Source organism: Neptuniibacter sp. CAU 1671 (genome assembly GCF_029222905.1).
Classification (GTDB): Bacteria; Pseudomonadota; Gammaproteobacteria; order Pseudomonadales; family Balneatricaceae; genus Neptuniibacter.
Genome location: NZ_JARHUE010000010.1, coordinates 21870 through 45169 on the forward strand (window position 1 = coordinate 21870; position 23300 = coordinate 45169).

Below are 23300 nucleotides of genomic sequence, written 5' to 3' on the forward strand. Positions count from 1 at the left end.
AGCGGCGATTATGCCAAAGCGAGGGCAAAGCTGTCTGTAGCGCGCACCAGATTATCGGTGATGCCGGGTTCAAAAGCGGAATGACCTGCATTTCGAACAATATGTAACTCGGATTCAGGCAGCTCTTGATACAGGGCATGTGCCTGATTCAGTGGACACACCATATCATAGCGACCATGTACGATGATGGTCTTGAGATGGGCAATGGTGCTGCAGTTCTGCAGTATCTGGTCTGCTTCGATAAAGGCATGGTTGATGAAATAGTGTGCCTCTATGCGCGCCATGGCGAGTGCGACATGAGGATCAGCAAAGTGCTCCACAACATCCGGATTAGGGTCGAGGGTAGAGCAGCGACCTTCCCAGACAGACCAGGCTTTTGCTGCAGCCATGCGTGCAACTTCGTTAGGGGATGTCAGTAACTCATGGTACGCCTTGAGTAAATTGTCCCGTTTCAGGGGTGGCACAGGTTGCAGGTAGTCCTGCCAGTAGTCAGGGAAAATGGCATCGGCTCCTTGCTGGTAGAACCAGTTCAGATCCTGTTGACGGCAGAGGAAAATGCCTCTCAGGATCAAGCCGATGACTCTTTCCGGATGAGCTTGCGCGTATAGCAGGCTGAGGGTTGATCCCCAGGAGCCTCCAAACAGAAGCCACTCATCAATGCCGAGTTGATTGCGGATCTGCTCCATATCATCAATCAACGCTTGCGTGTGATTGTCTTCGAGGCAGGCATGAGGGGTGGAGCGGCCACAGCCGCGCTGATCAAACAGAATGATGCGATACTTTTCCGGATCAAAAAAGCGGCGGTGCTGTGGGCTGCAGCCGCCACCGGGGCCCCCGTGGACAAACAGGACCGGAATGCCATTGGGATTACCGCTCTCTTCAGCATACAGGGTGTGCAGTGAAGAGACGCGGATCTGGTATTCGGCGTGGGCATATATTTCCGGGTAAAGGGTGCGCATCAGTGAGCTCCGTCAATCCTTGTGATAACAGTATATGTGCACTGTGCAAATACGCCCAGATATGAAAAAGGGCAGCCTGAGCTGCCCTTATTGCCGGATCACTTTTTAGAGCGCTTACGCTCGTGTTCCTTGAGTAGCTTTTTGCGCAGACGGATGTGGTTAGGGGTGACCTCTACCAGCTCGTCGTCTTCGATAAAGTCCAGCGCCTGTTCCAGTGTGAAACGAATCGGTGGCGTCAGCTGGATGTTTTCATCAGTACCGGAGGCGCGCACGTTAGTAAGCTGCTTGCCTTTGGTTGGGTTAACGGCAAGGTCATTACTGCGGCTGTGAATGCCCAGAAGCATACCTTCGTAAACTTCAATATTCGGATCAATACACAGGCGTCCGCGTTCCTGCAGGTTCCACAGGGCATAACCCAGTGCTTTACCGGTCACCATAGATACCAGTACACCGTTGATGCGGCTGGCAACATCGCCCTCTTTAACCGGACCGTAATGGTCAAAGATGGAGGTCATAATGCCGGTACCGGAAGTCATTGTCAGGAACTGGGAGCGGAAACCGATCAGGCCGCGTGAAGGCACCATAAAGGTTAGACGCACCCGGCCTTTGCCATCCACTTCCATGTTGGTCAGGTCTGCACGGCGTTTGCCCAGCTCTTCGATGATAGAACCCTGGTGGGCTTCTTCAACATCGATCATTACCAGCTCATAAGGCTCCTGGATCTGGCCATCGATCTCTTTCTGAATAACTTCCGGACGGGAAACGCCCAGCTCAAAACCTTCACGGCGCATGGTTTCGATCAGAACCGAGAGATGAAGTTCGCCACGACCGGATACTTTGAATTTTTCTGGGCTGTCGCCATCCTGAACGCGCAGCGCTACGTTATGGATCAGTTCACGTTCCAGGCGCTCTTTAATGTTGCGGCTGGTGATGTATTTACCATCCTGACCTGCAAATGGAGAATCATTTACCTGGAAGGTCATAGAGACTGTTGGCTCATCTACGGTCAGCGCAGGCAAGGCTTCTACCGTGTTCGGATCACACAGGGTGTCAGAGATGTTCAGTTCTTCGATACCGGTGATACAAACGATGTCGCCAGCCTGGGCCTGTTCAACATCGATACGCTCAAGACCATGGTAACCCATGATTTTCAGTACACGGCCACTGCGAACCTTGCCTTCACGGTCAACGACTTTTACCTGTGTGTTGGTTGATACGGTGCCGCGGGTAATACGACCCACACCGATAACGCCCACATAGCTGTTGTAGTCCAGTGCAGAGATCTGCATCTGGAAAGGACCAGCGGCATCCACTTCCGGTGGTGATACATGTTCAATGATCGCTTCAAACAAAGGCGTCATATCGTCCGCCATGGCGTCCGGATCAGGGCCGGCGATGCCGTTCAGCGCTGAAGCATAGACAATCGGGAAGTCCAGCTGCTCTTCAGTGGCACCAAGGCTGTCAAACAGATCAAATACCTGATCGATGACCCAGTCAGGGCGCGCACCCGGACGGTCAACCTTGTTCACCACAACGATAGGGCGCAGGCCCTGGTCAAACGCTTTCTGGGTAACGAAACGCGTCTGCGGCATTGGGCCGTCAACGGCGTCTACCAGCAGACATACGCAGTCAACCATCGACAGTACACGTTCTACTTCACCACCGAAGTCGGCGTGTCCCGGTGTGTCTACGATATTGATACGGTAATCATTCCAGGTGATCGCGGTGTTTTTCGCCAGAATGGTGATGCCGCGTTCTTTTTCCTGGTCATTGGAATCCATGATGCGTTCTGTGCCTTCATCGCGACGGCCCAGAGTGCCGGACTGTGAAAGCAGTTTATCAACCAGTGTGGTTTTACCGTGGTCAACGTGAGCAATAATGGCGATATTGCGAAGGTTGTTAATATTCAGCGACATGGATAGAAGATCTTTGTGAGGTTTAAAAAGGGTTATGCGCTAAGGCTCTGCCGTTATGAGGGCAGTCTGAAAGGGCACATAAAAAGTTGGCGGCATTTTAACCGTTTTAGGTCGGTGCGGATAGGTAAATAATCAGTTAAAGGTGGTCGCGTTTAATTTCAGGGTAGTGATACCTGAAGGAAGCGGAGTATTGGCAGTTGGTCTGACGGCTTTTGTACGTGGCAAGGCAAGATAAAACTAATTTTCAATCATGCAGGCCAAGCGTTTTTGATCATCTTGGATTATCATTGCACAGGATTGGTGAAGTCGTATGGCTGAGGCAATCATGTCTGCGCTATTATTGTGCATATTTTACCTATGTGCACAGTAATGATGCACGGGCTGCCGTTATGAGTGTTGTGGACGCCTTAATTTCAAGCGTTTACGAGGCTTATGTATTGGCATAAAGATTGCTCAAATGTATCACCGAGTTTATTTCCCAGTGTTTCAGGGGTGCTAATCACCGCACGCCTGACAATTATAAGTGTGGAGAATGGCAATGTCAGAGAAGACTCTGAATCTGATCAAAGAAAGTCAAGCAAAGTGGGTTGACCTGCGTTTCACCGATTCCAAAGGTAAAGAGCAGCACGTAACCATCCCTGTGACCGACATGGGCGATGATTTCTTCGAAGAAGGCAAAATGTTCGATGGCTCTTCTATCGCAGGTTGGAAAGGTATCAACGAATCCGACATGATCCTGATGCCTGATGACAGCGCATCTTTGCTGGATCCATTCTCTGAAGCTCCAACTGTTATCGTTCGTTGTGACATTGTTGAGCCTTCAACTGGTCAGGGTTACGAGCGTGATCCACGTTCTGTTGCGCGTCGCGCTGAAGAGTACCTGAAGTCTACTGGTATCGCTGACACTGCTATGTTTGGTCCTGAGCCAGAATTCTTCGTATTCGACGAAGTAACCTGGCATGCAGATATCGGTGGTTGTGGTTACTCCATCGGTTCTGAAGAAGCTGCCTGGGCTTCCAGCCACAAAATTGAAGGTGGTAACACGGGTCACCGTCCACGCGTTAAAGGCGGTTATTTCCCAGTTCCACCAATCGACTCTCTGCACGACCTGCGTGCTGCAATGTGTGATGCCATGGAAGCCATGGATCTGCACGTTGAAGTACACCACCACGAAGTGGCAACTGCTGGTCAGTGCGAGATCGGCGTTGGTCCTAACACGCTGATTAAGAAAGCTGACGAAGTTCAGGTTCTGAAATACTGCGTACACAACGTTGCTCACGCGTACGGCAAAACTGCGACTTTCATGCCTAAGCCACTGGTAGGCGATAACGGTTCTGGTATGCACGTTCACCAGTCCCTGTCCAAAGACGGCGTTAACCTGTTCGCAGGCGACGCTTATGCTGGCATGAGCGAAATGGCGCTGTACTACATCGGCGGTATCATCAAGCACGCTAAAGCCCTGAACGGTATCTGTAACCCATCTACCAACTCTTACAAGCGTCTGGTACCTGGTTTCGAAGCCCCTGTAATGCTGGCTTACTCTGCGCGTAACCGTTCTGCATCTATCCGTATTCCATACGTAACCAGCGCTAAAGCGCGTCGTATCGAGACTCGCTTCCCTGATCCAGCCGCTAACCCATACCTGTGCTTTGCTGCACTGATGATGGCGGGTCTGGACGGTATTCAGAACAAGATCCACCCAGGCGAGTCTGCTGACAAAGACCTGTACGATCTGCCTCCAGAAGAAGCAGCAGAAATCCCAACTGTTGCCAGCTCACTGGAAGAAGCACTGAATGCACTGGAAACTGACCGTGAGTTCCTGACTAAAGGCGGTGTATTCACCGACGATATGCTGGATGCTTACATCGCGCTGAAACGTGAAGAAAATGCGCGTGTGAACATGACCACTCACCCAGTTGAATTTGATCTGTACTACTCCGTATAAGATCAGTTGAGCTGTGAAAAAACCTCCCTTGTGGAGGTTTTTTTTTACCTGAAATTCCGTTTGATAAATCTGGGTGTTGCTTAAAAGCATTAGTCTGGGGCGTGATGCATTGTGTGCACTTAAATGGTGCGCTATGGTTGTTGCGTAGATAGTAGGATGCCCGTGTCTGGGTCTGTAACCCCCTGTTTTGGGGCGTTTGGCGCTATTTGAATCTTGGTGCGCATTTTGCAAATAGATTTGGATAGTTAGTAGAGAGAATAAAACGTGCCTGAATTTGAGCGCCATAAGCAGATCCTAGAGAACCTTTCCACGGCAGTGCTCATGCTGAATAAAGACCTGGGTCTGGAATATGCCAATCCGGCTTCAGAGATGTTGCTTGAAGCCAGTTTGCGTCGTCTTGAGCAAGCTGATGTGAAGGACTGGTTCCCCGCCTCTGTGCTGGAAAGTGCCAATTTGCGTGAGGCGTTTCTTTCAGGTCATCCCTATACCCTGCGTGAAGCCAAATTACGCACTCTGGCGGGGCATGAGTTGACGGTTGATTACAGTGTTAACCCATTGTTTATCGGACGTACCAAGTACCTGCTGATTGAGATCCAGCCACGTGATCGCCTGATGCGGATCGAGCGTGAAGAGGATTTGTTGACCCAGCATGCTACGGCGCGTTCCCTGGTACGTGGTCTGGCACATGAAATCAAAAATCCGTTGGGGGGTATTCGTGGGGCGGCTCAGTTGCTGGAACGTGAGTTAAACGAACCGCTGCTGCACGATTATACCCGGGTCATTATTGAAGAAGCGGACCGTCTGCGTAATCTTGTTGATCGCCTGTTGGGCCCGCGCAAGCTGCCGCAGATGACCTCGGTGAATATTCACGCCATCATGGAACGTGTCTGCAGTCTGATCACCGCAGAGACAGAGCAGGGTATCTGTATCGAACGTGATTATGACCCAAGTATTCCCGAGTTTATTGGTGATCGTGAGCAGCTGATTCAGGCATTTCTGAATATTGTGCGTAATGCAATGCAAGCGCTTACAGTGGCCGGTACTGAAAACCCCTGTATTCAACTGAGGACCCGTGCGCTGCGTCAGATCACGCTGGGTGCTGAGAAACACCGTCTGGTCTGTTGTGTTGAAGTGATCGATAACGGCCCTGGCATCTCGGAAGAGATTCTGTCGCGCATTTTTTACCCGATGGTCAGTGGCCGTGCTGATGGCAGCGGTTTAGGGCTCTCCATTGCGCAATCAATTATTAATCAGCACCAGGGCCTTATAGAGTGTGATACCCGTCCTGGTGAAACCCGTTTTCAAATCTTTATACCGTTGGAGCTGAATCATGAATCTGCCAGGTAAGGTCTGGATTGTCGACGATGACAGGTCAATTCGCTGGGTGTTGGAAAAAGCGTTGTTATCCGCTGGCGTTGATACTGAATCATTCGATAATGCTGATGCTGTAATCCGACGCCTGGATATGGACCGGCCTGATACCATCATCAGTGATATCCGGATGCCAGGCACTGATGGTCTGGAACTGCTGGATTTCATACAGACCAACTGTCCACAGGTGCCGGTGATCATTATGACGGCGCATTCCGACCTTGATTCAGCCGTAGCGTCCTATCAGGGCGGCGGTTTTGAGTACCTGCCAAAACCCTTTGATGTGGATGATGCGGTGGGTTTGGTCAAGCGCGCACTGGCGCATGCGGTGGAGCAGCGCGGCAGTGATATTGAACAGTTGCCGGAGGATACTACTGAGATTATCGGCGAAGCGCCTGCGATGCAGGAAGTGTTCCGTGCGATTGGTCGACTTTCTCAATCCAATATCACCGTACTGATCAACGGCGAATCCGGCACCGGTAAGGAGCTGGTGGCGCATGCGCTGCATAAACACAGCCCCCGCCGCGAGAAGCCGTTTATCCCGCTGAACATGGCGGCGATTCCACATGATCTGATTGAGTCTGAGCTGTTTGGTCATGAAAAAGGCGCCTTTACCGGTGCGGCGGCGGCTCGCCGTGGTCGATTTGAACAGGCTGATGGCGGCACGCTGTTCCTTGATGAGATCGGCGATATGCCCGCGGATGCTCAGACCCGCTTGTTGCGTGTACTGGCTGACAGTGAGTTTTACCGCGTGGGTGGCCATACCCCGGTAAAAGTGGATGTGCGAATTATTGCCGCTACCCATCAGAACCTGGAAAAGCTGGTGGAGCAGGGTCGGTTCCGTGAGGACCTTTTCCACCGTTTGAACGTTATTCGTGTCCGTCTGCCAAAGCTGGCGGAACGGCGCGAAGATATTCCGCGACTGGCGCGATATTTCCTGAAAAAGTCCGGTGAAGAGTTAAATGTTGAACCTAAAATTCTGACCCCGGAAACCGAAGCGCATATCTGTAATCTGAGCTGGCCCGGTAACGTGCGTCAGCTGGAAAACACCTGTCGCTGGATTACCGTAATGGCAACCGGCCGCGAAGTATTGATTGAGGATCTGCCGCCGGAGTTGATGGAGCGCAGTCAGGAGCTGGCAGTGACCGGCAGTAACTGGGAACACAGTCTGCGTAACTGGGCTGATCAGCAGTTGAGTCTGGGGCAGCGTAGTCTGCTGGATGCAGCGGTTCCTGCTTTTGAGCGTATCATGATTGAAACCGCCCTGAAGCATACGGCGGGTCGTCGGCGTGATGCTGCAGAGTTGCTTGGTTGGGGCCGAAATACGCTGACGCGTAAGATTAAAGAGTTGGGCATGGAAGACGGTAAGGGTGATGATGCGGATGATCTTTAAGTCTGCTTTTGTGTCTTAATCTTCTATAATCCCCGCCCTTGCGGGGATTTTTTTATGTTGCATGTTGTGCTTTATCAGCCGGAGATTCCACCGAATACCGGCAATATTATTCGATTGTGTGCTAACACGGGCTTTCAGCTACATCTGATTGAGCCGTTGGGTTTTGAGCTGGATGACAAACGCCTGCGCCGTGCCGGGTTGGATTATCATGAGTTTGCTGCAGTTAAGGTGCATCCTGATCTGCAGAGCTTTTACGAGACCTTGTCCGACGCTGCAAAAGTGTGGGCGCTGACCACGAAAGGGCATATCTGTCATTCTGAGGCAAAATTTTCCGAAGGGGATGTGTTGCTGCTTGGGCCGGAAACGCGTGGCTTGCCACTGGAGGTGAGAGAGGCATTGCCGAACGAGCAGTGGCTGCGGTTGCCAATGTGTCCTGATAGTCGCAGTCTTAACCTTTCCAATGCCTGCGCAGTGGTGGTGTATGAGGCCTGGCGACAGCTGGGTTATCCCGGGGCGGTTAACAGTTGAAATAAAAAACGGAGCCTCGGCTCCGTTTTTTGTGTGTCAGTCTTAGTGCTTTGCTTCAGCTTCAGCTTCAGCTTCAGCGGCTGCCTGCTGGCTGGCCTGACGTTGCGCCATCTGCTGCGCGTACATGGCGTCAAAGTTGACTGGCTGCAGCATCAATGCCGGGAAGCTGGCTTTGGTGACCATGCTGTCAACGGTTTCGCGCGCGTACGGGAACAGCAGGTTTGGACAGAATGCACCCAGGGTGTGGTGCAGTTCAGCTTCGCCCAGGCCGCTGATAGTGAAAATACCCGCCTGCTGCAGTTCAACCAGGTAAGCGGTTTCTTCTTCCAGTTTTACTGTGATGGTCAGCGTCAGGACAACTTCATACACGTTTTCGCCAATGCGACGGGATGCGTTGTTCAGCTCCAGGTTTACTTCGGGCTTCCAGCCTTTGGTAAAGATGCCCGGCATATTTGGTGCTTCAAATGAGGCGTCTTTGATGTACAGGCGCTGTACGGCAAATTGAGGTCCCGCAGCCTGCTGGCCTGCAGTTTGATTTTCTTCAGACATATCTAATCCTTATTGTTCTGTGGTCGGGGTGAGGCCCAGCAAGGGATCCAGCGCTTGGGTCCTTTCCAGATGAAACAGGTCATCGCAGCCGCCGACATGGGTATCGCCGATAAAAATTTGAGGTACAGTCCGGCGCTGGCTGCGCTCAGTCATCTCTTGTCGTTTAGCCGGGTCGCTATCCACTTTTATTTCTGTGTAAGCGACCTGCTTATGTTCCAGCAGCATCTTGGCACGGATACAAAAGGGGCACCAGGCCGTGGTGTAGATCACAACATTCGGTTGCATTATTTCACCACTGGCAGGCTTTGGCCTTTCCATTCTGTCATGCCGCCTGACAGGCGCACGGCATTAAAACCTGCATCTTTGAGCTTTTTCGTCGCAGCTGAGGCGGACTGTCCCAGGTTGCACACAACAACAATGGGGTGTTGTTTGTGTTTTTCAAGTTCACCTATCCGGCGATCCAGATCAGCCAGGGGGATGTTGATTGCATTTGTAATGTGTCCTGCGGCCCACTCTTTTTTGGCGCGGATATCGAGAACGACAGCATCTTCCTTGTTGATCATCTGGGTAGCGATAGACGGACTGACTGATTTGCCTGATTTTCGGCTTTCAGTCATCAGCAGCATGATCAGGGTGAACACCCAGGCTGCGATCAATAGATAATGATTACTAATAAATTCAAGTAGTTGATCCATTGTATTTCCAAGCATCGCACGTGACGGTTAGTGTGAGGCGGTAAGTATACAATGCGAACCACAGTGGCATAAGGGGTAAACTTCAATTGCGGTTTCGGTCGGCCATAGCGCAGGTTAGCGTTGAGGCTGGAATCGCAGTAAAATTGGCGTTTTCCCCAGTTTAAAATGAGTCTTTTGCCCGATATGACTGCACAACGTGCTCCTAAAGCCCTGATCATCCTTGATGGATATGGTGTTGAACAGACTGAGTCCTCTGCTATTGCTGCCGCATATACGCCGGTATGGGACAGCCTGCTGAGCAGCTATCCAAATGCCCGCATTAAAACTTCAGGTCTTGCTGTAGGCCTGCCTGAAGGGCAGATGGGCAATTCAGAAGTGGGGCACATGAACATTGGTGCCGGTCGTATTGTGTATCAGAACTTTACCCGCATTTCGAAAGCAATCACTGACGGTGATTTCTTTAGTAATCCAGCTCTGGTCAAAGTAATGGATCAGGCGATTGCGACCAATAAGGCGGTACACATTATGGGGTTGCTTTCACCGGGTGGCGTTCACAGTCATGAAGAGCATATTTTCAGTCTGATGAAAATGGCAGCACAGCGTGGGGCCAAACAAGTCTATCTGCATGCGATTCTTGATGGTCGGGATATGCCACCACGCTCTGCGGAACCCTCTTTGCAAGCGGCGCAGGCGGTGTGTGATGAGCTGGGCGTTGCTCAACTGGCTACGGTGTGTGGCCGTTATTTTGCGATGGATCGCGATAAGCGCTGGGACCGAATTGAAAAAGCGTTCAATGCCATGGCATTGGGTGAAGCGGCCTGTCAGGCACAGAGTGGCCTGGATGCATTGTCGGCGGCTTATGAGCGGAACGAAAATGATGAGTTTGTGGCACCTACGGTGCTGGTATCAGCCGATGGCCAGCCGGTGGCAACCATCAATGATGGCGATGCCATGATCTGTGCCAACTTCCGTCCAGACCGCGCTCGTGAAATTACCTATGCCTTTACTGAAGGCGAAACGTTCACCGGTTTTGAGCGTCGCAAACGCCCTCAGCTGTGTGGTTATGTGATGCTGACCCAGTACGCTGCCGATATTCAGGCTGATTGTGCCTATCCGCCGCAGGCAATTCACAATGATTTGGGTGAATACCTGTCAGGGCTGGGGAAAACACAATTACGTATCTCTGAAACTGAAAAGTATGCTCATGTGACCTTCTTCTTTAACGGTGGCCAGGAAGAGGTTTACCCCGGTGAAGAGCGGATTCTGGTGCCCTCTCCGGATGTGGCCACTTATGACCTCAAGCCTGAAATGAGTGCACCTGAGGTAACCGCAAAACTGGTTGAGGCAATTAAGAGTGGCAAGTTTGACCTGATTGTCTGTAACTTTGCCAACGGCGATATGGTGGGTCATACCGGCAAATTTGATGCCGCGGTGAAAGCCTGCGAAGTGATTGATGAGAGTCTGGCACAGGTATTGGCCGCGATGGCGGAAGTGGGTGGTGAGACACTGATCACAGCCGACCATGGCAACGTTGAACTGATGGTCAACCCAAAAACCGGTCAGCCACACACGGCTCACACCAACTGGCCGGTAGCGTTGATCTATGCGGGCCCTCGTCAGGACAGCATCCAGCTGGCTGACGGTGCGCTGTGTGACCTGGCGCCGACCCTGCTGGCGCTGATGGACCTGCCGCCGCCAGATGAAATGACAGGTCAGTCCCTGGTGCAGTTCAAGCACTGATTGGCAGGGCTGTTCACAGCATGGCGGTGAACAAGGCGACTCTACTTTTGGGGCTCATGCTGTTGCTGGCCCCACTCGTCTCTATTTCGGCCACGGATAAGGCCGCCACTCAAAAGCAGATCAAACAGCTCCAGTCCCGCATTGAAAAGCTGACGGAAAAACTCCGGGCTCAGGAAGGTGACTCCAAATCGGTTACGGCTGCGTTGAAAAAAACGGAGCAGGAAGCCGGTCAGGTTGCCCGTGAGATCCGACAGTTGGATCAGCAGTTAGCCAGCTTAGGGGGTGAGGAAACTGATCTGGAGGGGAAAAAGGCGCGTATCCTGGAAGATCTGAAGCAGCGGGCTATACGGCTCGAGCAGCAGATAAAAGTGCGTTATTCAGCAGGCAAGCAACCGCGGCTGGAGATGCTCCTGAATCAGCAGGACCCAGAAGCGCTGGACCGCATGCTGCGCTATCACGATGCTTTAAGTCAGACCCTGGCGAACGATATTCGTGCCTTCCGGACGCAACTGGAAGCGTTACAAACCACCGATAGCCGTCTTGCTGAAACCCGGCAGGCAATTCTCGACAGGCAGGCCAGCCTGCAGCAGGAACTGGACCGGCTGCAGCAGTTGCGCCAACAGCGGCAGACAGATCTGGCTGCGCTGAAAAAAGCGCTGCAACAGGGTGGCGGTGAACTCAAACAGCTGAAGCTGGATCAAACCCGTTTGCAGGCTGTCCTGAAAGAGATTGAGGCCAGTTTCAATGTCGCTACGCTGGTGGCGGATGATACCCCCTTCAAGACGCGTAAGGGACGTCTCGCCTGGCCGGTTAAAGGCCGGATCGGTCGGGATTTTGGTAGCATGCAAAACAATATCAGTTATGATGGAATCTGGATTCAGGGCGATGCCGGACAGACTGTAAGTGCGGTTCATCACGGTCGCGTGGTGTTTTCTGACTGGTTACGTGGCTATGGTCTGGTGACAATTCTGGATCATGGCAACGGCTACATGACCCTCTACGGATACAATCAGACGTTGTTGCGAGAAGCCGGTGACTGGGTTGCTGCAGGCGATGCCATCGCTACGGTGGGTGACAGCGGCGGGCGCCAGGAAACAGGGCTGTATTTTGCGGTCAGATACAAGGGAGAGCCACAGAATCCCTCGGGGTGGCTAAGCCGGCGTTAGGCCGGAAGATGAGAACAATAAGGAACAGATTATGAGTATGACGGTTAAATGGTCCGAACTGATCGGTGCGCTGGGGTTATGTCTGGCACTGGGGGTGACCGCGTCTGTTCCTGTTCAGGCTGCTGAGGCGGAGACCTCTGCAGCGCAGGAAAATCAGTTGCCCCTCGAAGAGCTGAGACTGTTTACCGAAGTTTTTCAGCGCATCAAATCGGCCTATGTCGAACCGGTCAGTGATGCCAAACTGCTGGAAGATGCCCTGCGGGGAATGCTGGCAGGGCTTGATCCACACTCCACTTACCTGGTTGAAGACGAGTTTGCCAATCTGCAGGAACATACCAGTGGTGAGTTTGGTGGGCTGGGGATTGAAGTGGGTATGGAAGATGGTTTTGTGCGTGTTATCGCCCCCATTGACGATACCCCGGCGCAGCGTGCCGGTGTCAAAGCAGGGGATCTGATTACCAAACTGGGTGATCGTGCCGTTCAGGGTATGGATCTCAATGAAGCGATTGGGCTGATGCGTGGTAAGCCGGGCACTACATTGCTGCTGACCATTATCCGTGAAGGGGAAGAAAAACCCCTGGAGATTGAAGTGGAGCGCGCGGTAATTCAGGTCGCCAGCGTAAAAAGTCGTTTGCTGGATAACGACTACGGTTACCTGCGGATTACCCAGTTCCAGGTCGATACCGGCAAAGAGTTGAATCGTCAGCTGGAGAAACTCAAAGCAGAAGCGCAGCTGAAAGGTCTGATACTTGATCTGCGTAACAACCCGGGCGGAGTGTTGCAGGCTGCTGTAGAGGTCAGTGATGCTTTCCTGTCAGAGGGACTGATTGTTTACACCGAAGGACGACTGGAAGAAGCGAAACACGAATTTCGTGCGACGCCCACTACCACGATCGATAATATTCCGGTGGTGGTGTTGATAAATGGCGGTTCTGCGTCTGCCTCTGAAATTGTGGCGGGTGCCCTGCAGGATCAGAAACGCGCAGTCATTATGGGGCAGGACAGTTTTGGTAAAGGTTCGGTTCAAACTATTCTGCCGCTGAGTGAAGATCGTGCTCTGAAGCTGACTACTGCGCGGTATTTCACGCCAAGTGGTCGTTCGATTCAGGCCCAGGGCATTGTGCCGGATATTCGGGTAGAAGATGCAGAACTCAAATTAAGGGAAGAGCAACCTGAATTCATCAAGGAGCGTGAATTGAGCGGGCACCTTGAAAATGGCTCTTCCATCCCGCAAAAACAAGCTAATAAAGACAGCAAAGCGTTGGCCAGCAAAGATTACCTGCTTTATGAAGCGCTTGGTTTGCTGAAGGCTCTGGTCATTATCCAGCGATGAATTCAGTGAAAGCAGGCACAAAAAAATTGTGCCTGCTGCTTTTTGCCCTGCTGTTACCCTGGCAGATAAGTGCTGCCGAGGTTTCCTCACCCAAACTTGCCATCGTGATTGATGACCTTGGCGACAACCTTAAGCTTGGACAACGCGCTGTTGATCTGCCAGGCCCGGTGACGCTGGCATTCCTGCCACATAGAACCTTTACCAAACGACTGGCAGAACGCGCGCATGGCTTGCAGCGTGAAATCCTGCTGCATCAACCGATGGAAAATTCACATGACCGCTGGCTAGGCAAGGGTGGTTTGCTGGTTGAAATGCCGACTGATACCAAACGATCCGTACTTCTGAATTCACTGGCTTCTGTGCCCCATGTGGTCGGTATTAATAATCACACAGGCAGTGTCATGACGACTGATATGGCCAGTATGGCCGATGTTATGTCGGTGTTGATCGAGCAAGATCTATTTTTCATCGACAGTTTTACCAACCCTGAATCGGTTGCCTGGCAGGTGGCCCATTATGCCGGTGTACCGTTCCTGATTCGGGATGTTTTTCTCGATAACGAAGTGGACACTCAGGATCTGCAGCAGCAATACGCGCTGGCACTGAATACAGCACGCTCACAGGGTTTTGCTGTTTTGATTGGTCATCCCTATCCGGAAACCCTCGATTTTCTGGAGGAAAACATTCCTCGCTTATCAGCTCAGGGGATTGAACTGGTCCCGGCCTCCCGCCTGTTGGTTATACCGGATCGAATTCCGCAGCGTCTGAAGGATCTATTCTGTCAGCCCCAGGGTCGGGTTAACTGCGCTGAGCATTAAGACCCCGTCATAGATCAGTTTGCAGCCCACCAGAATGGTCAGAGTTTCGAATGCTCTTTTCACCAGTCCATTGCCGCGACTGATGGCAATATGTGCACCCAAATACGCACCGGCAATAGCGCCCAGAATCAACACGGGCAGCCAGTCCCAGCGCGGTGCCTGCTGCAGGCCCACGGTGATGGCGCCGGTGCTGTTCCAGAACAGGCCGACAAGGATCAGTACATAGGTGACAGCAGTTTTGTAGTCCAGGCCAAACCAGCGTACCAGCCAGAGGGTGACAAACAAGCCGGTGCCTGAGGTCAGTGAGCCATTCAGGGTGCCGATAAAAAACAGGCCAAGCCCACCAATGATCATGCCATTGAGGTCACGGTGTTTGGGGGCATGCTCCATCCCCAGCGTTTTTTTAAAGACAGAGTAGAGCCCGAGTCCGCCGGTCAGCACCCCGAGGGAAAAAACGGTCCAGCCTTCCGGAATATCCAGTATCAGGTCGGCGCCCAGAATGACACCGGGCAGACCGGTCAGCAGAATAAAGCTGCAAAACCGCCAGTCCAGTTTGCCTTCTTTCATATGCCTGAGCGTTGCACCGACACCAAGCGCAACGCTGGCAATTTTGTGGGTAGCGAGGGCCATGCTGAAGTTCAGCCCAAGAAACAGCAGTACAGGCAACTGCAGCAGCCCTGCACCCCCGCCGGCCATGGCCGAGAGGCCGTTGGCGACCAGCGAGAGTAGCAGCAGGCTGAGCTGTTCGAGTAACAGGTCCATGTTCAGACTAGGACCGGCTTAAACAGGCCGGAAGGTGCCTTCAGCCAGACGGGTCCATTGGTCAGTCCATAATTCTGTAGGGCGACGACGAAACTCGCTGCGCACAAACTGGCGAATCCGTCCTTCAATGGCTGCCATATAGAGATTGGCTGTGGTGCCAGCAGGGCTGTGTGTGCGCAGACCGTCGCGTTGTTCCGCTTCACGCAGAATCTGCTTCAACTGGGTTTCCAGGCGCTCGAAAAACTGATTAATACGCTGGCGTAAGCGATCTGTTTCGCCGGTCAGTGCTTCGCCGGTCAGCAGGCGCGCCATACCGGGATTACGCTCGACAAAGGTCAGAACCAGGGTGAGGATCTGCTCACACTGGCGAACCCCGTTGGTTTCATTTTGCAGAATCGTGCTGACGCGGGTGAACACGGTATCTTCAATAAAGCCGATCAGTCCCTCAAACATCCGCGCTTTGCTGGGGAAATGGCGATACAGGGCCGCCTCCGAAACGCCGACCGTCTTGGCCAGCGCGGCGGTGGTGATACGCTGACCGGCGTTTTCCTCAAGCATTTCAGCCAGTGCCTGCAGGATCTGATCACGTCGGCTGATTTTTGCTTCACTCATGCGAAATCCTTAACCCCGGTTGGTGATCAGCGTACCGACACCTTCATCTGTGAAGATCTCGAGCATGCAGGAGTGTTCCACTCGACCATCAATAATGTGCGCACTGGTCACGCCACTTTTTACGGCACTCAGGGCGCAGTCAATTTTTGGCAGCATGCCGCCGTAGATGGTGCCATCTTCGATCAGTGCATCCACCTGCTGTGTGGTCAGACCGGTCAGTACCTGGCCCTCTTTGTCCATCAGACCGGCAATGTTGGTCAGCAGAATCAGTTTTTCTGCCTGCAACACTTCAGCGACCTTACCGGCCACCAGGTCGGCGTTGATGTTGTAAGACGCGCCATCTTCACCGACACCGATCGGCGCAATGACCGGGATAATGTCGGAGTTGACCAGCATATCCAGCACCTTGACGTTGACGCTGGCAACTTCACCAACATGTCCGATATCTATGATCTCGGGCGCTTCCATCTCCGGAGTTTTGTGTTTCACTTTGAGTTTGCGGGCGCGCAGCAACTGACCATCTTTACCGGTCAGGCCGATAGCCTGTCCGCCGTTACTGTTAATCAGCCCCACGATCTGTTTGTTCACCATGCCGCCCAGTACCATTTCGACCACGTCCATGGTTTTGGAATCGGTGACTCGCATACCGTTGATGAAGTGAGATTCAATTTTAAGGTCATTCAGCAGCTGGCCAATCTGCGGGCCACCCCCATGAATTACAATCGGATTCAGACCGATCAGTTTCATCATCACAATATCGCGGGCAAAGCTGTTCTGCAGCTTTTCATCAATCATGGCGTTACCGCCGTATTTGATGACAATGGTTTTACCAACAAAACGCTGAATATAAGGCATCGCCTGACTCAGCACCTGTGCAGTGGTGATGGCTTCTTTGCGGGACAGTGGCATGGTAATTCCTTATTGATCGTTCAATTGCCCCCGGTCTGAGAGGGCATGATTCAGTATTATTCGGCCGGAATGGTCAGTTCCGGATCAATCGCATGTAATTTCTGTTGAAAGTCGGTTCTGATCCGATTCAGGGCTGATTCGGATTCAGCTTCAAACCGCAGTACCAGAACCGGGGTTGTATTGGAGGCGCGCACCAATCCCCAGCCATCAGGATAGTCAACCCGGACCCCGTCAATATGATTGGCAGCACCGCCGTCAAAGCTGAGCTGTTGCAGATCAGCCACAATGTCGAATTTGTTTTCTTCGGTAACCGTAATGTTCAGTTCCGGGGTGCTGATATCTTCCGGATAGGCGCTGAACAGGGCGTCGGCATCGTCTGTTCTGGCTGACAGAATCTCCAGCAGGCGTGCTGCGCTGTAGAGTGCATCATCAAAGCCGTACCAGCGTTCCTTAAAGAAGATATGGCCACTCATTTCACCGCCCAGCAGGGCGCCGCTCTGTTTGATCTTTTGTTTGATCAGCGAATGACCGGTTTTCCACATGGTGGCGGTACCGCCGGCATTACGGATAACCTCTGCCAACAGGCGCGAGCACTTCACATCAAAAATAATTTCCGCCCCCGGATTGCGGGACAGAATATCTTCGGCAAACAGCATCATCAGGCGATCAGGGTAGACAATATGGCCTTTGGCAGTGATGACGCCAACACGGTCACCGTCACCGTCAAATGCCAGACCGAGGTCAGCACCTGTTTCGCGTACCTTGGCGATCGCATCTTGCAGGTTTTTCGGTTTGCCCGGGTCCGGGTGGTGGTTAGGGAAGTTGCCATCCACCTCACAATAAAGCGGGATTGCCTCGCAACCCAGTCGTTCAATCAGTTGGGGAGCGAGATCACCGGGAATGCCATTACCGCAGTCTACGACCACTTTCATCGGTTTGGCGAGGGTAACATCGCCCAGGATCCGTTCCAGATACTGCTGACGAATATCCAGGTGCTGCACGCTGCCGGCACCTTCGCTGTAATCCTGAGCACGAATACGGGTTTGTAGTTTCTGAATGTCATCGCCGGAAAGAGTGTGTCCGGCCAGCATCATTTTGAAACCATTGTAGTCAGCGGGGTTGTGGCTGCCGGTGATCATCACGCCGGAGCATTCGCTGTGCTGGTGGGCCGCATAATACAGGCCGGGTGTTGGCAGATAACCCACGTCGCACACATCGCACCCACCGTCTGTGAGACCTTCACTGAACAGTTCTTTCAGTGCAGGGCTCGAAAGCCGGCCATCAGCACCCACGTGCACCAGATGCACGCCCTGGCTTCGGGCTTCGGCTGCAAAGGCCCGGCCAAGATGGTACACCGTGCTGTCACTGAGGGCTGTACCGACAATGCCGCGCACGTCGTAGGCACGAAAAATGGTTGGATCAAGTGTGTGGAGTGGGTAACGCATAAGTTTTCCTAAGGGATGTTAGCTGTTCAGTGCTACAGCGTTGGCGCGTTTGGCGATTTCACTGATTAAACGCACGGCCAGTTGTCGTTTACTGGTTTGGGGTAAGCTGGTCACGCTGTCCAAGCTGACCAGAGTGACGGCATTGTCGTCACTACCAAAGCCAATGCCTTGCTGTGAAACGTCGTTGGCGATGACCAGATCAAGATTTTTGCGTTCCAGTTTACTGCGGGCATAGTCCACAAGGTCACGGGTTTCGGCGGCAAAACCGACAGTGAAAGGCCGTTCCGAATGGTTGGCGACGGTGGCGACAATGTCCGGATTTTTCACCAGATGCAGCTCCATGATCTCTTCCGCGCCTTTTTTGATCTTATGCTCTGCTACTGCCGTTGGGCGATAGTCAGCAACCGCAGCAGCGGCTATAAAGATGTCGCACTGCTCCAGATTGTTCAGAGCGGCTTCAAGCATCTGTTGTGCGGTTTCAACCTGGACGCACTCCACCCGGTCAGGGTAGGTCAGTGCTACCGGGCCGGTAATCAGTTTGACCCGTGCGCCAGCCTCGATAGCGGCTTCAGCCAGGGCGTAGCCCATTTTGCCGGAGCTGTGGTTAGACAGATAGCGCACCGGATCGAGCGGCTCGCGGGTAGGACCTGCAGTAATAAAAACGGTTTTGCCTGACAGACTACCGGAACTGAAACACTGACTGGCCAGTTCGGCCAGCTCCAAAGGCTCCAGCATCCGCCCGGCGCCGGTATCACCGCAGGCCTGCTCGCCGATGCCTGGACCAAACAGGCGAACGCCACGTGATTCTAAAAGCGTACGGTTATGCTGGGTGCTGCTGTCACGCCACATGGCCTGATTCATGGCCGGTGCAAGACAGATTGGCGCATCGGTTGCCAGGCAGAGTGTCGTCAGCAGGTCATCGCCCTGTCCGGTGGCCAGTCGGGCCATGAAGTCCGCGCTGGCGGGGGCGATCAGTATCAGATCAGCCCATTTAGCCAGTTCAATATGCCCCATGCCCGCTTCTGCGGCTGTATCCAACAGGTGCAGGTGCACCGGATGGCCGGAGAGGGCCTGCAGGGTTAGCGGGGTAATGAACTCAGTAGCGGCGGCGGTCATGACAACCCGGACATCGGCGCCGGCACCTTTTAATACACGTGTCAGTTCGGCGCTTTTATAGGCGGCAATGCCCCCTGTAATGCCAAGGATGATTCGCTTGTTAGTAAGTCTGTGCATACCTGAAAAGTACCGTGAGACATGTTCACAGTTGATTTGACGCCCGTTGAGCCTGCGTCAGGTTTGAAGTCGCTACCTTATCATTTTCGACTAGACTTGCGTAGATTGACTTACCGGGTTTTAAGAGAATTTAAACCTTTGTCGTGGTTCACAGGGAGGTGAATAATGGCGATTACGGACTGGCCTGAACTGGAGCGCCCGCGGGAGAAACTGCTGCAACGTGGTCCCGATGTGTTATCGGATGCGGAGCTGCTGGCTATTTTTCTGCGCACCGGGGTGCAGGGTAAAAGTGCCGTCGATCTGGCGCGGGAGTTACTCAACACTTTTGGCGGACTAAGGGCGTTGCTCGAATGTGATAAGTCGACCTTCTGTCAGGCTCATGGATTGGGGGAAGCAAAATATGCCCAGTTGCAGGCCGTGCTGGAGATGGCAAGGCGTCATCTTGCTGCGGCTCTGGTGCATGAAGATGTCATGGAGCATCCTGCAGCCGTTCGAAATTATCTTTCCAGCCGTCTGCGGCATCAGTCCCGTGAAGTGTTTGCCTGTCTGTTTCTGGATAACCGGCATCGGGTGCTCCGCTACGAGGAGCTGTTTTTTGGCACCTTGACCGCGGCTGCGGTCTATCCGCGGGAGATTGCGCGGCGGGCTTTGCAGCTCAATGCAGCGGCGGTGATCCTGGCTCATAATCACCCCTCTGGTGTGGCTGAGCCCAGTCTTGCTGACCAGCAGATCACCCGACAGATAAAAGACGCTTTAGGACTGCTTGAGGTGAGGTTGCTCGATCATATGGTCATCGGAGAGGGTGAGGCGGTCTCTCTGGCTGAGCGCGGAATGTTATAAAGTGTTGGCAAAATGCTCAATTACTGTATAATTCGCCTCCTTCTATCCACACTCGGGTACGGTAATTCTGTCTAGTTACGGGACGCTCCGCCTGAGATGTGACTGCCAGTCCGGAGAGTGCGGACGCTGTTGGCCATAGTCACGTCGATAAATATCCTGGGTAGAAACGTAACTTCAACACTGTTTAAGGTATTACCATGTCTCGAGTATGTATGGTAACTGGCAAAGGCCCGGTTACAGGAAACAACGTTTCCCACTCACAGCGTAAAACGCGTCGTCGTTTTCTGCCAAACCTGCACTGGCACCGTTTCTGGGTAGAAAGCGAGCAGAAATTTGTTCGTCTGCGTGTATCTTCTAAAGGTATGCGTATCATCGATAAAAAAGGTATCGACACAGTCCTGGCTGACGTTCGTGCCGCTGGCATCAAGGTATAAGGAGCGCAGTCATGGCTAAAGGCATTCGCGATAAGATCAAGCTGGTTTCTTCTGCTGGTACAGGTCATTTCTACACCACTGACAAGAACAAGCGTAACACGCCAGACAAACTGGAATTCAAAAAGTATGATCCAGTTGTTCGTAAGCACGTGATGTACAAAGAAGCAAAAATCAAATAATTGCTTCTGTTGAAAAAAACCCGGCAATGCCGGGTTTTTTTTTGCATTGGGTGCCCTGCCGGCAGTGCAGTGGTATGCTGATCAATTGCACAGTTGTTTAAGTGTCATGCCAGAATTACCTGAAGTTGAAACCAGTTGCCGGGGGATACGCCCTCATCTTGACGGACAGGTCATCAGTCATCTGAAGGTGCGCCAGCGTAGGTTACGCTGGCCGGTACCTGAATTGTTGAATGAAGTGTTGCCGGGCAACCGAATCGTCTCTGTATCACGCCGCGGCAAATACATATTGCTGAGAGTACAGGGCGGTGAAGTCATGATTCATCTGGGTATGTCGGGCTGTGTGCGTGTCCTGCCCGAAGCGACACCTGCCGGTAAACATGACCATGTCGATCTGGTTCTTGCAAACGGTCAGATGTTGCGTCTGACTGACCCTCGTCGATTCGGCTCCGTTTTATGGCAGCCTGAAGGTGAAATTCACGCGTTGCTGGCGGATCTTGGCCCTGAACCTTTGTCTGGCGACTTTAATGCGGATTATCTGAAACAGCGTTGTGAAGGTCGTAAGACGGCTATCAAACAGTTGATTATGGATAGCAAGGTCGTGGTTGGTGTTGGAAATATTTACGCCAATGAAGCTTTGTTTCTGGCAGGGATCAGTCCGAAGCGTCCGGCTGGCAATATTTCAGGCCGACGTCTTGATGTCCTGACCGAATCCATCAAGCAGGTATTGCAGGCGGCGATAGAGCAGGGTGGTACCACCTTGCGTGATTTTAGTGGTTCAGATGGTAAGCCCGGTTATTTTAAGCAGAAGCTGAATGTGTACGGTCGCGGTGGTAAGCCCTGTGTGCGCTGTATGGAACCTTTGGTAGAGATCAGACTGGGGCAGCGGTCAACGGTATTTTGTCGTTATTGTCAGCGTTAAGGTAGAGGTAGAAGTATGGATGTACAGATCAGGCACCCCGTTATCTCCCACGAACACCTGCCTTCGCGAATGCGTCTGCGTCAGAAACTGAAGCTTGATCCCTATCTGGAACAACGTCAGGCCTTTAATGTTGGTGCCTCCGGGGTTCATTGTGAATTGTACGAATATGATCCTCAGGCACCGGTGGTACTCTTTTTGCCGGGTATTGGTACCTATTCCGAGCTTTATGCCGAGTTGTTATACAAGCTTTCCCGCGAGGGCTTTAATGTTGTTGCAATTGATCCGCCCGGGCATGGTTACAGTGCGGGTGATCGTGGTCATTATGTAGTTGAACAGATGAGCCACGCTGTCAGTGCAGTATTGGACGTCTTGCAACAGCGGTATGCGGGTCCTGTCATGGTTTACGGCTATTCCATTGGTGCGTTGCTGGCGCTGGCGCTGGCTGAAAGAGATAGCCGGGTGAAAGGTGTGTTATGCCATACATTATTGCTGCCAGATCGCGCGCCGGACATGATGCATCGTATTGGCTGGAACTGGTTGTGGGGCTCTTCCTTTTGGTTTCCGACCTACAAGGTGCCATTGAAAGCATTTCTGGATTTTGAGCGGTTGCTCGGAAACCATCCGGCGGTTGAAGAGCTGCTCAATGATCCGCTGATGATCTATGATTACCCCTTGGAAACCCTTTCAAGTATCTTCAACTACCGCTGTAAAATCGCACGGCAGGTGATGCCGTTTGATCTGATGGTGATGCACGGCGACCGTGATGAAGTGTTGCCGATCTCTTATACCCGTTCATTGCAGCAATTTTGTGAGCATCCTGTCGGTCTGATCGAATTGAAACGCCAGGGGCATATTACCCCCTGGCTATGGCCCGCCCGGGTTGTAGGTCAGGCAGCCGAATGGCTGCATCAGGTAGCCGATAAACATCAATAAGTTGTCATCCAATCGTCATAGTGATATCACGCCGATGTCATCATAGCGCTTCAGCATCAGAGCTATACGCGAATAAGCGGAGCCTGATGGATGAACAGCCTGCAAAAACTCTCTGATCTGGATACTCTGGCGTTTAGCTGGTGCCTCCAACTACCTAAAGCCAAGCAGATGGCGCGTGTCAGTCGTCAGATCTCCCGTCTGGGAGATGGGTTTCTGTACCTCGCTGTCGGTATTCTGCTGGCGTTATTTGAAGCTGAAGATGGTGCGGATTTTTTAAAAGCCGGTTTGCTGGCATTTCTGCTGGAACTACCGCTTTACCTGCTGCTGAAACGCACAATTCGTCGTGATCGTCCGTTTGTGGTTTTAGAGGCTCACCAGGCCTTTATTCAACCTGCTGATCGTTTCAGTTTTCCCTCTGGTCATGCCTCGGCTGCCTTTGTCTTTGTCACGGTTCTGGCGTGTTTTTATCCCTCTTTGCTGATTGTCGGTTATCTGTTTGCTGTGCTGATTGGCGCTGCACGTATCATGCTAGGCGTTCACTATCCGGCAGATATTCTGGCAGGCGCCCTCCTGGGAACGAGCTGCGCAGCACTGGTGCTGAATCTGGGCGGGTATATCTAA

Annotated in this window: 24 protein-coding genes; 14 read left to right on the top strand and 10 right to left on the bottom strand. The window is 52.6% G+C overall.

Features of this window, described 5'->3' with window-relative positions:
* Positions 1-8: 8 nt before the first annotated feature.
* Together pip and typA are read right to left on the bottom strand one after the other, a co-directional pair.
* Positions 9-959, bottom strand: a complete 951-nt coding sequence (pip, locus tag P2G53_RS13495) for a prolyl aminopeptidase (RefSeq protein ID WP_275818119.1) — start codon at positions 957-959, stop codon at positions 9-11.
* Positions 960-1057: 98 nt separating this feature from the next.
* Positions 1058-2875: a translational GTPase TypA gene (typA, locus tag P2G53_RS13500; RefSeq protein ID WP_275818121.1), complete on the bottom strand. Its 1818-nt coding sequence runs from the start codon at positions 2873-2875 to the stop codon at positions 1058-1060.
* Between the two features lie 538 nt (positions 2876-3413).
* Between typA and glnA the strand changes: the two genes are divergently transcribed.
* The 4 genes from glnA (at position 3414) to trmL (ending at position 8112) form a co-directional block, all read left to right on the top strand.
* Positions 3414-4820: a glutamate--ammonia ligase gene (gene glnA / locus P2G53_RS13505; protein ID WP_275818123.1), complete on the top strand. Its 1407-nt coding sequence runs from the start codon at positions 3414-3416 to the stop codon at positions 4818-4820.
* A gap of 264 nt (positions 4821-5084) precedes the next feature.
* Positions 5085-6167 (top strand): nitrogen regulation protein NR(II), encoded by a 1083-nt coding sequence (gene glnL / locus P2G53_RS13510; RefSeq protein WP_275818125.1) that lies wholly within the window; start codon positions 5085-5087, stop codon positions 6165-6167.
* On the top strand, positions 6151-7584 hold the full coding sequence (glnG, locus tag P2G53_RS13515) for a nitrogen regulation protein NR(I) (RefSeq protein WP_275818127.1): 1434 nt from the start codon (positions 6151-6153) through the stop codon (positions 7582-7584). Before glnL ends, glnG begins: the two co-directional genes overlap by 17 nt.
* A 54-nt stretch (positions 7585-7638) precedes the next feature.
* Positions 7639-8112, top strand: coding sequence for a tRNA (uridine(34)/cytosine(34)/5-carboxymethylaminomethyluridine(34)-2'-O)-methyltransferase TrmL (gene trmL / locus P2G53_RS13520; RefSeq protein WP_275818129.1), 474 nt, complete (start codon positions 7639-7641; stop codon positions 8110-8112).
* A 42-nt stretch (positions 8113-8154) separates the two neighbouring features.
* On the opposite strand, the gene secB is transcribed toward trmL, so the two are convergent.
* Genes secB through P2G53_RS13535 form a run of 3 tightly spaced genes read right to left on the bottom strand, consistent with a single transcriptional unit; the run spans position 8155 to position 9356 of the window.
* Positions 8155-8661, bottom strand: a complete 507-nt coding sequence (gene secB, locus P2G53_RS13525; RefSeq protein ID WP_275818131.1) for a protein-export chaperone SecB — start codon at positions 8659-8661, stop codon at positions 8155-8157.
* 9 nt (positions 8662-8670) lie between these two features.
* Positions 8671-8946 (bottom strand): glutaredoxin 3, encoded by a 276-nt coding sequence (gene grxC / locus P2G53_RS13530; protein ID WP_275818132.1) that lies wholly within the window; start codon positions 8944-8946, stop codon positions 8671-8673.
* On the bottom strand, positions 8946-9356 hold the full coding sequence (locus P2G53_RS13535; protein ID WP_275818133.1) for a rhodanese-like domain-containing protein: 411 nt from the start codon (positions 9354-9356) through the stop codon (positions 8946-8948). The genes grxC and P2G53_RS13535 overlap by 1 nt, the downstream gene beginning before the upstream one ends.
* 183 nt (positions 9357-9539) lie before the next feature.
* On the opposite strand from P2G53_RS13535, the gene gpmI reads away from it, so the two are divergent.
* The 4 genes from gpmI to P2G53_RS13555 are packed head-to-tail and all read left to right on the top strand — an operon-like array spanning position 9540 to position 14413.
* Positions 9540-11096 carry a 2,3-bisphosphoglycerate-independent phosphoglycerate mutase gene (gpmI, locus tag P2G53_RS13540; RefSeq protein ID WP_275818135.1) on the top strand — a complete coding sequence of 519 codons (1557 nt, stop codon included), beginning with the start codon at positions 9540-9542 and terminating at the stop codon, positions 11094-11096.
* Between the two features lie 20 nt (positions 11097-11116).
* The gene (locus P2G53_RS13545) at positions 11117-12262 is read left to right on the top strand and encodes a peptidoglycan DD-metalloendopeptidase family protein (RefSeq protein WP_275818137.1); all 1146 of its coding nucleotides are present in this window, start codon (positions 11117-11119) and stop codon (positions 12260-12262) included.
* 37 nt (positions 12263-12299) lie between these two features.
* The gene (locus tag P2G53_RS13550; RefSeq protein ID WP_275818184.1) at positions 12300-13595 is read left to right on the top strand and encodes a S41 family peptidase; all 1296 of its coding nucleotides are present in this window, start codon (positions 12300-12302) and stop codon (positions 13593-13595) included.
* Entirely contained in the window at positions 13592-14413 is an 822-nt protein-coding gene (locus P2G53_RS13555; protein ID WP_275818139.1) for a divergent polysaccharide deacetylase family protein, read from the top strand. The genes P2G53_RS13550 and P2G53_RS13555 overlap by 4 nt, the downstream gene beginning before the upstream one ends.
* Here P2G53_RS13555 and P2G53_RS13560 read toward each other — a convergent pair.
* From P2G53_RS13560 to coaBC, 5 genes are read right to left on the bottom strand one after another with little or no spacing between them, the layout of a single operon-like run.
* Entirely contained in the window at positions 14369-15175 is an 807-nt protein-coding gene (locus tag P2G53_RS13560; protein ID WP_275818141.1) for a sulfite exporter TauE/SafE family protein, read from the bottom strand. The two genes, P2G53_RS13555 and P2G53_RS13560, sit on opposite strands and share 45 nt — an antisense overlap.
* Positions 15176-15193: 18 nt before the next feature.
* Positions 15194-15787 carry a nucleoid occlusion factor SlmA gene (slmA, locus tag P2G53_RS13565; protein ID WP_275818143.1) on the bottom strand — a complete coding sequence of 198 codons (594 nt, stop codon included), beginning with the start codon at positions 15785-15787 and terminating at the stop codon, positions 15194-15196.
* A 9-nt stretch (positions 15788-15796) separates the two neighbouring features.
* A complete protein-coding gene (gene argB, locus P2G53_RS13570; protein WP_275818145.1) occupies positions 15797-16696 on the bottom strand; it encodes an acetylglutamate kinase in 900 nt (299 codons plus the stop codon).
* Positions 16697-16752: 56 nt separating this feature from the next.
* A complete protein-coding gene (locus P2G53_RS13575) occupies positions 16753-18141 on the bottom strand; it encodes a phosphomannomutase/phosphoglucomutase (protein WP_275818147.1) in 1389 nt (462 codons plus the stop codon).
* An 18-nt stretch (positions 18142-18159) separates the two neighbouring features.
* Entirely contained in the window at positions 18160-19374 is a 1215-nt protein-coding gene (gene coaBC, locus P2G53_RS13580; protein WP_275818149.1) for a bifunctional phosphopantothenoylcysteine decarboxylase/phosphopantothenate--cysteine ligase CoaBC, read from the bottom strand.
* A 165-nt stretch (positions 19375-19539) separates the two neighbouring features.
* Here coaBC and radC point away from each other — a divergent pair, with 165 nt between their 5' ends.
* From radC to P2G53_RS13610, 6 genes are all read left to right on the top strand, one after another.
* Positions 19540-20214 carry a DNA repair protein RadC gene (radC, locus tag P2G53_RS13585; RefSeq protein WP_275818150.1) on the top strand — a complete coding sequence of 225 codons (675 nt, stop codon included), beginning with the start codon at positions 19540-19542 and terminating at the stop codon, positions 20212-20214.
* A gap of 197 nt (positions 20215-20411) precedes the next feature.
* Entirely contained in the window at positions 20412-20648 is a 237-nt protein-coding gene (rpmB, locus tag P2G53_RS13590; protein WP_275818152.1) for a 50S ribosomal protein L28, read from the top strand.
* 23 nt (positions 20649-20671) lie between these two features.
* Positions 20672-20827, top strand: a complete 156-nt coding sequence (gene rpmG, locus P2G53_RS13595; protein WP_016417370.1) for a 50S ribosomal protein L33 — start codon at positions 20672-20674, stop codon at positions 20825-20827.
* Between the two features lie 106 nt (positions 20828-20933).
* Positions 20934-21746 (top strand): bifunctional DNA-formamidopyrimidine glycosylase/DNA-(apurinic or apyrimidinic site) lyase, encoded by an 813-nt coding sequence (gene mutM, locus P2G53_RS13600; RefSeq protein ID WP_275818156.1) that lies wholly within the window; start codon positions 20934-20936, stop codon positions 21744-21746.
* Between the two features lie 15 nt (positions 21747-21761).
* A complete protein-coding gene (locus tag P2G53_RS13605; protein WP_275818158.1) occupies positions 21762-22679 on the top strand; it encodes an alpha/beta fold hydrolase in 918 nt (305 codons plus the stop codon).
* 90 nt (positions 22680-22769) lie between these two features.
* The gene (locus P2G53_RS13610) at positions 22770-23300 is read left to right on the top strand and encodes a phosphatase PAP2 family protein (RefSeq protein WP_275818159.1); all 531 of its coding nucleotides are present in this window, start codon (positions 22770-22772) and stop codon (positions 23298-23300) included.